Origin of the sequence: Novosphingobium cyanobacteriorum, assembly GCF_029436685.1 — a bacterium.
GTDB lineage: Bacteria > Pseudomonadota > Alphaproteobacteria > Sphingomonadales > Sphingomonadaceae > Novosphingobium > Novosphingobium cyanobacteriorum.
This window is the reverse complement of the sequence record NZ_JAROCY010000032.1, coordinates 20368-28420: the sequence shown is the minus strand read 5'-3', so window position 1 is coordinate 28420 and position 8053 is coordinate 20368. Positions and strand designations below refer to the sequence as shown.

The window sequence follows — 8053 nt, the reverse complement described above, 5'->3', positions numbered from 1 at the left end:
TACTCATGACCGCGAGCGCGGGATGTTTCATCGGCTGCCAGACGTTTGACTTCGGAGAAGTCGGCCTGATCGAGCGCAAGATCAACGTAGCGTTTGCAGATCGCGGCCACGCGATGCCAGGACAGGCCCACTACGCGCGCGACTGCCGCAAAGGGCATCTCGCGGGCGAGCGCCAGAATCAGCGCCTCAAACAGGAGCGTGAAACCGGCAAGCTTACCCGCCCAATCCGGTTCAACCTGGCGAATGCCGCCTTCGGGCACGCGCACACGCGGCACGCGCACCTCGAGATAGCACTCATGCTGAAAGAAATTCAGGTGCCGGTAACGCTTGGCGACCGTGTCATGCGCCGGATGCGCGCCGGCCACACCCGGCACCTCAAAGCGGCTACCTGCAACGAAGTCCACCGAGATCGTCAGTACCTTCTTGGCGGCGTCGAAATCGACCCCGGCCACGCGCCACGGATCGGTGATGCCCAGCGCGGTTTCGAACAGCTTTGCATGCATAACGTGTCAGATGTAACGAGAGTGAAAAACCGGCGACGGTCCTGTTCCTTGTCTGGCGCACACACTGCCGCGTTTGTATCCATGGCTGGATGCCCAACTGCGCTGCATCCAGCCATGGACCAGCGTACCGCTGGCCCCTTGGCGTCAAGGGTTCGCTACGCCGGGCTACGCCCGCCCTTGACCCCAACGGCCCAGCACCCTCGTATCCTGCATCACCCACTCAAAATTCAAAAGAGGCAGAATATGGCAGTGATGGGTGAGTCGATCAAGCAGTGCTGTTGTTAGTTTGGCGTCCCCAAACACGCTAGCCCACTCGCTAAAGCTCAGGTTGGTGGTGATGATCACGCTGGTTTTCTCGTACAGCGCTGATAGGAGATGGAATAGCAGCGCCCCGCCTGAACTGCTAAACGGCAAGTAGCCCAGCTCATCAAGGATCACTAGGTCGGCATAAATCAGCCTACCGGCCATCTGTCCGCTCTTACCAGCAGCCTTCTCCTGCTCCAGTGCATTGACCAAGTCCACCGTGGAGTAAAAACGCACCCGCTTGTGGTGATGCTCAATGGCTTGCACCCCGAGGGCCGTTGCCAGATGGGTTTTACCAGTGCCAGGGCCACCGATCAGCACCACGTTGTTGGCCTCCTGCAGGAATTCACAGCGATGCGGTTGCCTGACCAATGCCTCATTGACGTCGCTGTGGCTAAAGTCAAAGCCTGCCAGATCTCTATAAGCCGGAAACTTGGCCACCTTGAGCTGGTAGGCCACGGAGCGGACCTCCCGCTCCGCACTCTCGGCCTTCAGTAGCTGGCTCAAGATTGGTTGGGCGGCTTCAAACGCCGGAGCGCCTTGTGCGGCCAACTCCAGCGTCGCCTGAGCCATCCCGTGCATCTTCAGGCTTTTAAGCATGATGACCATGGAGGCTATCGCCGGATTGTTGCTCGTGTCATGACGCATGGCGCACCTCCTGCTTTTTACCCGGCATCTTGCGCAACTGGTCATAGCGCAAAACATTGGCGGCAGGCTCCACTTGCAAACGCAGCGCCTGGGGTGATGTCACCGGCTCAGGATCGATCGGTCTATCAATCAGGCGGTGCAAAATGTTCAGGATATGGGTCTTGCTGGGTGCCCCTGCCTCCAGCGCGAGCTCGACCGCAGCCAGCACCACCTGCTCATCATGATGCAGTACCAGAGCCAGTACCTCGACCATCTCCCGCCCGCCGCCGGGCTGGCGAGCCAGCGCCGCTTGCAGTTGTTTGAAGGCCGGTGGCAATTGGGTAAAGGGAGCCCCATTGCGCAAGGCACCCGGTTTGCGCTGTACCACCGCCAGGTAGTGGTGCCAGTCATAGATGGTTTGCCCAGCATCATGGCTGCGGTTGATGACTCTCTTGTGCTCACAAACTCCTGAATCCGTGTTCGCTTAGCCGGAAATCCAGCCTAACGCATTGATGCAATTGTAAAATTACGCTTCCAACTCCTTCACCCAATCGACCATGCCGCGCTTCGAAGTCAAGCAATCCGCCAAGCTCAACCTGACCTCCTACTCGGGCCTGGCGTTGATCGGGCAGTGCTGCCAGGCGGCACAGGTCGAGGCGGTGATCGACCCGAGGCTGCCGGTGTCGCAGGGCATGCGGAGATCGGACCTGGTCAAGTCGGTGGTGGGGCTGCTGAGCCTGGGCAAGAGCGACTTCGAGGCGATCGAGCCGTTTCGCGGCGACCGCTTCTTCAAGGAAGCGCTCGGGCTCGCCAAGGTGCCCGGCAGCGTGTGGATGCGCCAACGGCTCGATGCCCGCGCGGCCGAGCTGCGCGAGCTGACCGACGAGCTGAGCCTGCGCCTGCTCGAGCGCACCGAGGCGCCGATCACGGCGCACAAGGGCTACGTCTGCGCCGACCTGGACACCTTCGTGATGGACAACTCCGACACCAAGAAGGAGGCGGTCAGCCGCACTTACCAGGGCGTCGATGGCTACACGCCGATCGCGCTGTACCTGGGCAACGAGGGCTGGAACCTCGGCCTGGAGCTGCGCGCGGGGTCGCACCACTCGACGCTGGAGACCGAGTATTTCTTCGAGCGAGCGTTCCCGCGCCTGCGCCGGGTGTGCGCGGCCGATGCGAAGCTGCTGTGGCGGGCCGACAGCGGTTTCGACAGCGCCCGGCTGCTGTTCGCGCTGGCCGACGAGCGCGATCGCTGGGCGGCGCTGGGGCGTTCGTTCGACTACCTCACCAAGTGGAATCCGCGCCGCCAGGACAAGGCCGCCTGGGTCGCCCGCGCCGAGGCCGCCGGCGCCTTCGAGGAAGTGCGCGCGGGCAAGCGGGTGGGGCTGCTGGACCTGAAGATCGACCGTGCCTGGAAGAAGGCCAAGCGCACGCTGCGTCTGGTGGTGCGGGTGACCGAGCGCACGATCGACAAGAAGGGCCAGCACCTGCTCACCCCCGAGATCGAGATCGAAGGCTGGTGGACCAGCCTCGATGTGGCGATGGCCAACGTGATCGAGCTCTACAAGCACCACGGCACCCACGAGCAGTTCCATTCCGAGATCAAGACTGACCTGGACCTCGAGCGCCTGCCCTCGGGCAAGTTCGACACCAACGACGCGGTCGTGCATCTGGCCGCGTTCGCCTACAACTGCCTGCGCCTGATCGGCCAGCTCGGGCTGACCGGCGAGCTCTCGCCGATCCGCCACCCGGCCAAGCGCCGGCGCATCAGGACGGTGCTGCAGGAGGTGATGTACCGCGCGGCGAAGTTCGTCGAACACGCCCGCCGCCTGGTGCTGGACTTCGGGCGCGGCGTGGCCGCGCATGTGAAGGTGTTCACCACGGTCCAGGCACGACTGTGCGCGGTGGCTTCGCCGTGATGCAAATCCGGCGGCCGAATTCTCCGAATCGAGGCCATTTCGCTGCGGCGAAAGGGCGACGGCCGCGCGGGAGCAGGAAAATGACGTAGCGCACCCGCCACAAGCCCGGCTCGCCGGGGCTCCGGGCCGTGAAAGAACGGCGCTCGGGGCTGCGGTGAGCTGAGATCGGGAGTCAGACAGCGGAAAAATCATACGCTGGGGCTCGCGGAGCGGGTACGCGCTGAAGACAACACGGATTCAGGAAACTGCTTGACCTTCGGCAACTACCACCAGGCGATCTGCGTAGACATGCAAGCTGACGGGCCTATTGGCATAGGAGGCCGGGACACTGTAGCGATTGCGCTCAAAGTTCACCAGACAAGTGGGAGAGACACGCTTGCCGCATTCGACGTAGCTGTCAAAGGACCTGGGCACGGGCATCAAAGCAGGCACTTCTTGCTGCCACGCGTCAAAGACGGTACCGGGCAGCTGTCCGTGCGCTATCTCTTGCCACAGTTGCCGGCATCGATCAGCCAGCCAGACGTTGAGAGCATCCAGACTGGCAAAGGCAGGAGCCGTATGCCAGATGCGGTGCCGGGCGTCACGCACATTCTTCTCCACCTGCCCCTTCTCCCAGCCAGAGGCTGGATTGCAGAATTCGGCTTCAAACAAGTAGTGGCTGACCATGGCGCTAAAGCGTGCGTTGACCACCCGGCTCTTGCCTCTTCCCACCCGGTCAACGGCAGTGCGCATGTTGTCGTAGATGCCTCGCCTGGGTACGCCGCCAAGGGCGATGAAGGCCCGGTTGTGCGCGTCAAACAGCATCTCATGGGTTTGCAGCGGGTAGGCTTGCAGGTAGAAGGCGCGGCTATAGCTGAGTTTGAAGTGCGCCACTTGCAGCTTGGTGCGGACACCGGCGATGACTGCCCAGTCTTCGCTCCAGTCAAACTGGAAGGCTTCGCCAGGCCCAAATACCAGAGGCACAAAGGTGCCGCGTCCAGTGGTTTGCAAAGCCGTTTGTTGCGCTGCACGCCAGGATCTGGCAAAAGCGGCGACCCGGCCATAGGAGCCGGTAAAGCCCAGGCTCACCAAATCTAAGTGGATTTGCTGGATGCTGCGCCGCTGCTTACGGCCTTTGCGGGACTCGGTAGTGAGCCAAACAGAGAGCTTGTCCACAAAAGGATCGAGCTTGCTGACATTGGAGCGCTGGGCATACCGCGGCTCCACCGTATCGGAGCGCAAGTATTTGCGGATGGTATTGCGCGAGAGGTGCGTGCGCCGCGCGATCTCACGGATGGACAGCTTCTCGCGAAGCGCCCAACGCCTGATGACACTGAGAGTTGCCACGTCAATCACTCCTTGTCTCCTGCTGCCTATGGTGGCTGCAGGATAGGGTTCTTACGTGGGTCAGATTTAGATGGAAAAAGTACCCGTTAGTGGGTCACTTCTGGGTGGAAATCAACACTTTGCCGATGACCAGTGGTGCCAGAAGTTGCTCGATAGCGACCCGAAACAACTCACCAGCGGCGCTTCCGACGTAGCAGAAGCCGATGCCTTCGATTCCGTCTTCGGAACGGACCTTGACCAGGCCGTAGTGGCGATCGGAAACCGTTCGATTGGAGAGATACGTGACCTTGTCGAGCGGCACTTTGGCGGCGCAGACTTCGATGGATTGAATGATGGGCATGGTGACTCGTCTGATGTTGCCCCCGTATTCGGGGTCTGCTCACGAAACGGAAAAAATCGTACGCTAAGCCTCGCCGAGCACCCGTAGCGGCCGGAATTTGCCCTGCTCGACGTGTTTGTTCTGCCGCCAGATGTAGTCGCCGGTCAGGTTGATGTGCTCCCAGCCCAGCGGCGAGAGATGCGGCAGCAGCCTTTCGTCGATGTCCTTGCCCGAGTCCCGCAGCCCCTGGATTGCCCGCTCCAGGTAGACCGTGTTCCACAAGATGATCGCCGCCACCACCAGGTTGAGGCCGCTGGCACGGTAGCGCTGGTTCTCGAAGCTTCGGTCACGGATTTCGCCGAGCCGGTTCAGGAACACGGCGCGGGCCAGTGCGTTCTTGGCCTCGCCCTTGTTCAAGCCGATCTGCACGCGGCGACGCAGCTCGACGTTCTGCATCCAATCGAGTGCGAACAGCGTGCGCTCGATGCGCCCCAATTCGCGCAAGGCCACGGCCAAGCCGTTCTGGCGCGGGTAGCTGCCGAGCTTCCGGAGCATCAGCGAGGCCGTCACCGTGCCCTGCTTGATCGAGGCGGCCAGCCGCAGGATTTCGTCCCAATGGGCGCGGATGTGCTTCACGTTGACGCTGCCGCCGATCAGGCCGGCGAGCGTGGGGTACTGCTTGGCGTCGCCATGGATGTACAGGCGCTTGTCGGCTAGGTCGCGGATGCGCGGCGCGAAGCGAAAGCCCAGCAGGTGCATCAGCGCGAACAGGTGATCGGTGAAGCCGGCCGTGTCGGTGTAGTGCTCCTCGATGCGCAGGTCGGATTCGTGGTACAGCAGCCCGTCCAAGACGTGGGTGGCGTCGCGGACGGTGGCGTTGATGACTTTGGTGTGGAACGGCGCGTACTGGTCGGAGATGTGGGTGTAGAACTGCACGCCCGGCTCCTGGCCGTACTTCAGATTTACTTGGCCGGCGGCGTGCCCCCGGCCGCCGGCCTTGAAATTCTGGCCGTCCGACGATGACGTGGTGCCGTCGCCCCAATAGGCGGCGAACGGCCGGCGGAACTGCGCGTTGACCAGCTCGGCCAGCCCGGCCGAATAGGTCTCGTCGCGGATGTGCCACGCCTGCAACCAGGTCAGCTTGGCATAGGTCACGCCAGGGCAGGATTCGGCCATCTTGGAGAGCCCCAGGTTGATGGCGTCGGCCAGGATGGTCGTCAGCAGCAGGTATTGATCTTCGGCCGCCGCGTCGCTCTTGAGGTGCTTGAAGTGGCGGCTGAAGCCGGTCCATCCATCGACCTCCAGCAGCAGCTCGGTGATCTTCAGGTGCGGCAGCAGGCTGTACGCCTGCTGCATCAGCGCCTCGGCCTCGTCGGGCACGCCGTTGTCCAGCGGCGAAATCTTGAGCCGGCCGGTGCTGGTGATCGCAGCGTCTGGCAACTCGTTGGCGGCGGCGAGCCGCTCGACGGTTGCCAGTTGCTCTTGCAACACCGCGAGCCGCGCCTCCAGAAAGCGCTCGCAGTCGGTCTCTACGGCCAGACCCAATTCCCGTTGGTCGCGCTGCGCCGCGAAACGCGGCGGCGGCAGCAGGTAGTCCTCGAAGTCCTTGAACTGGCGCGAGCCCTGCACCCAGACGTCGCCGGAGCGCAGCGAGTTTTTCAACTCGGCGAGGACGCACAGCTCGTAGTAGCGCCGGTCCAACCCATCTTCCGTACGCACCAGGCTTTCCCAGCGCTTGCGCACGAACGACGTGGGCGCATCGTCCGGCACCTTGCGCGCCTGGCGCTCGTTCATCCCTTTGAGCACATCGACGGCCGCGAGCAGCTCGCGTGCCGCCGGCGCGGCCTTCATGGTCAGCGCTTCCAGCAAGACCGGCGTGTAGCGCCGGAGCTGGTTGAAGCCGTCGCCGACCAGCGCGAGGAAGTCGAAACCTTCCGGCTGGGCCAGCAGCTCGGCCTCGGTGATGCTCTCGGTGAACACCTCCCACGGGATGATGGCCTCGATGGCGGCGAACGGATCGCCGCCCGACTGCTTGGCTTCCACCAGGGCGCGGCCGATGCGCGAGTACAGCCACACCTTGTCGTTGATCGCCTTGCCGGACTGCTGGAAGCGGTCGGCGTGGTTGCGCTTGGCCTTGCTGAACAGCGCGCCCATGAAACGGTCGTGCAGGTCGATGATCTCGTCGATCAGGGTGGCGCGGGTGTCGAGGATCACCGCGACCAAGGTCGCATAACGGCGGCTCGGCTCCAGGTCGCGCAGGTGCTGGGCCGTCATCTGTCCGCCTTCGCGAGCGAGCTTCAGCAGGCGGTTCTGGTGGATGGCGTGCTCCAGCCCGTCCGGCAGCGCCAAGTCACGGAGGGTCTTCAGGCGCTCCAGGTGGGCCAGCACATGCTTGGGCTTGGGCGGGCCGGGCGGCTGGCGCAGCCAGATCAGCCCGCTGCCCTTGGTGCCCTCGCGGATCGCCAGCAGACCGTCGAGCGCACGACGGTGGTGATCGATCAGTGGCGCGGTCAGCACCTCGTACACCTGGCGCGTGCCGCGCGTGAGCGCTTCGCCGCACACGCGCTCGATGACATCGATGGCCGGCAGAATGATGCGTTGTTGCCGCAGCAGCTCGACCAGCGCCTCGGCCAGCACGATACCCCGGTCGGTCTGCCGGGCCAGCTCGGCGAGCTGGTGCACGAAGCGCCGGTAGTCGGCGGCAGCGAACGGCGTCAGCTTCAGCCAAGCCTGCAATTCCAGCAGGTGCTCGCGCCGGGTTTCAGGCCGCTGAGCGTACTGCGGCCAGATGTCCGGCGCGACGCGCAACTGGCGGCCGACGATATTCAGCAGGGATGCGGGCGGTTCCACGTCGGTCGGCAGGGCGAAGCCGGGATAGCGCAAGTAGCATAACTGCACGGCGAAGCCGAGCCGGTTGTGGTTGCCGCGTCGCTGCCGGATCACGGACAGGTCGGGTTCGGAGAAGGTGTAATGCCGGATGAGGTCGTCGTCAGTGGTCGGGAAGGTAAGCAGGCCGGTGCGCTCGGCGGGCGTCAGCAAACTGCGGCGCGGCATGG

The 8053-nt window shown here is 63.5% G+C and carries 5 protein-coding genes and 2 pseudogenes; 1 reads left to right on the top strand and 6 read right to left on the bottom strand.

Going from position 1 to position 8053, the window contains the following annotated elements:
- The 3 genes and pseudogenes from POM99_RS20575 to POM99_RS20565 form a co-directional block, all read right to left on the bottom strand.
- The coding region (locus POM99_RS20575; protein ID WP_277280564.1) for a helix-turn-helix domain-containing protein at positions 1 to 503 on the bottom strand (503 nt) is incomplete at its 3' end.
- 165 nt (positions 504 to 668) lie between these two features.
- Positions 669 to 1454: an IS21-like element helper ATPase IstB gene (istB, locus tag POM99_RS20570; RefSeq protein WP_438823041.1), complete on the bottom strand. Its 786-nt coding sequence runs from the start codon at positions 1452 to 1454 to the stop codon at positions 669 to 671.
- A pseudogene (locus tag POM99_RS20565) lies at positions 1444 to 1899 on the bottom strand (IS21 family transposase); the annotation flags it as partial. The gene istB and the pseudogene POM99_RS20565, both read right to left, overlap by 11 nt.
- Positions 1900 to 1990: 91 nt before the next feature.
- Here POM99_RS20565 and POM99_RS20560 point away from each other — a divergent pair.
- Positions 1991 to 3352 (top strand): IS1380 family transposase, encoded by a 1362-nt coding sequence (locus POM99_RS20560; RefSeq protein ID WP_277280563.1) that lies wholly within the window; start codon positions 1991 to 1993, stop codon positions 3350 to 3352.
- A 249-nt stretch (positions 3353 to 3601) separates the two neighbouring features.
- Here POM99_RS20560 and istA read toward each other — a convergent pair.
- The 3 genes and pseudogenes from istA to POM99_RS20545 all read right to left on the bottom strand — a co-directional run.
- A pseudogene (gene istA, locus POM99_RS20555) lies at positions 3602 to 4687 on the bottom strand (IS21 family transposase); the annotation flags it as partial.
- Positions 4688 to 4772: 85 nt separating this feature from the next.
- Positions 4773 to 5018 (bottom strand): hypothetical protein, encoded by a 246-nt coding sequence (locus tag POM99_RS20550; RefSeq protein ID WP_277280562.1) that lies wholly within the window; start codon positions 5016 to 5018, stop codon positions 4773 to 4775.
- A gap of 63 nt (positions 5019 to 5081) precedes the next feature.
- Entirely contained in the window at positions 5082 to 8051 is a 2970-nt protein-coding gene (locus POM99_RS20545) for a Tn3 family transposase (protein ID WP_277280561.1), read from the bottom strand.
- Positions 8052 to 8053 lie beyond the last annotated feature (2 nt).

Bases quoted from the DNA above. Each gene is read 5' to 3' on its own strand.
- istB (WP_438823041.1), bottom strand. From the start codon at position 1,454: ATGCGTCATGACACGAGCAACAATCCGGCGATAGCCTCCATGGTCATC.
- POM99_RS20560 (WP_277280563.1), top strand. From the start codon at position 1,991: ATGCCGCGCTTCGAAGTCAAGCAATCCGCCAAGCTCAACCTGACCTCC.
- POM99_RS20550 (WP_277280562.1), bottom strand. From the start codon at position 5,018: ATGCCCATCATTCAATCCATCGAAGTCTGCGCCGCCAAAGTGCCGCTC.
- POM99_RS20545 (WP_277280561.1), bottom strand. From the start codon at position 8,051: ATGCCGCGCCGCAGTTTGCTGACGCCCGCCGAGCGCACCGGCCTGCTT.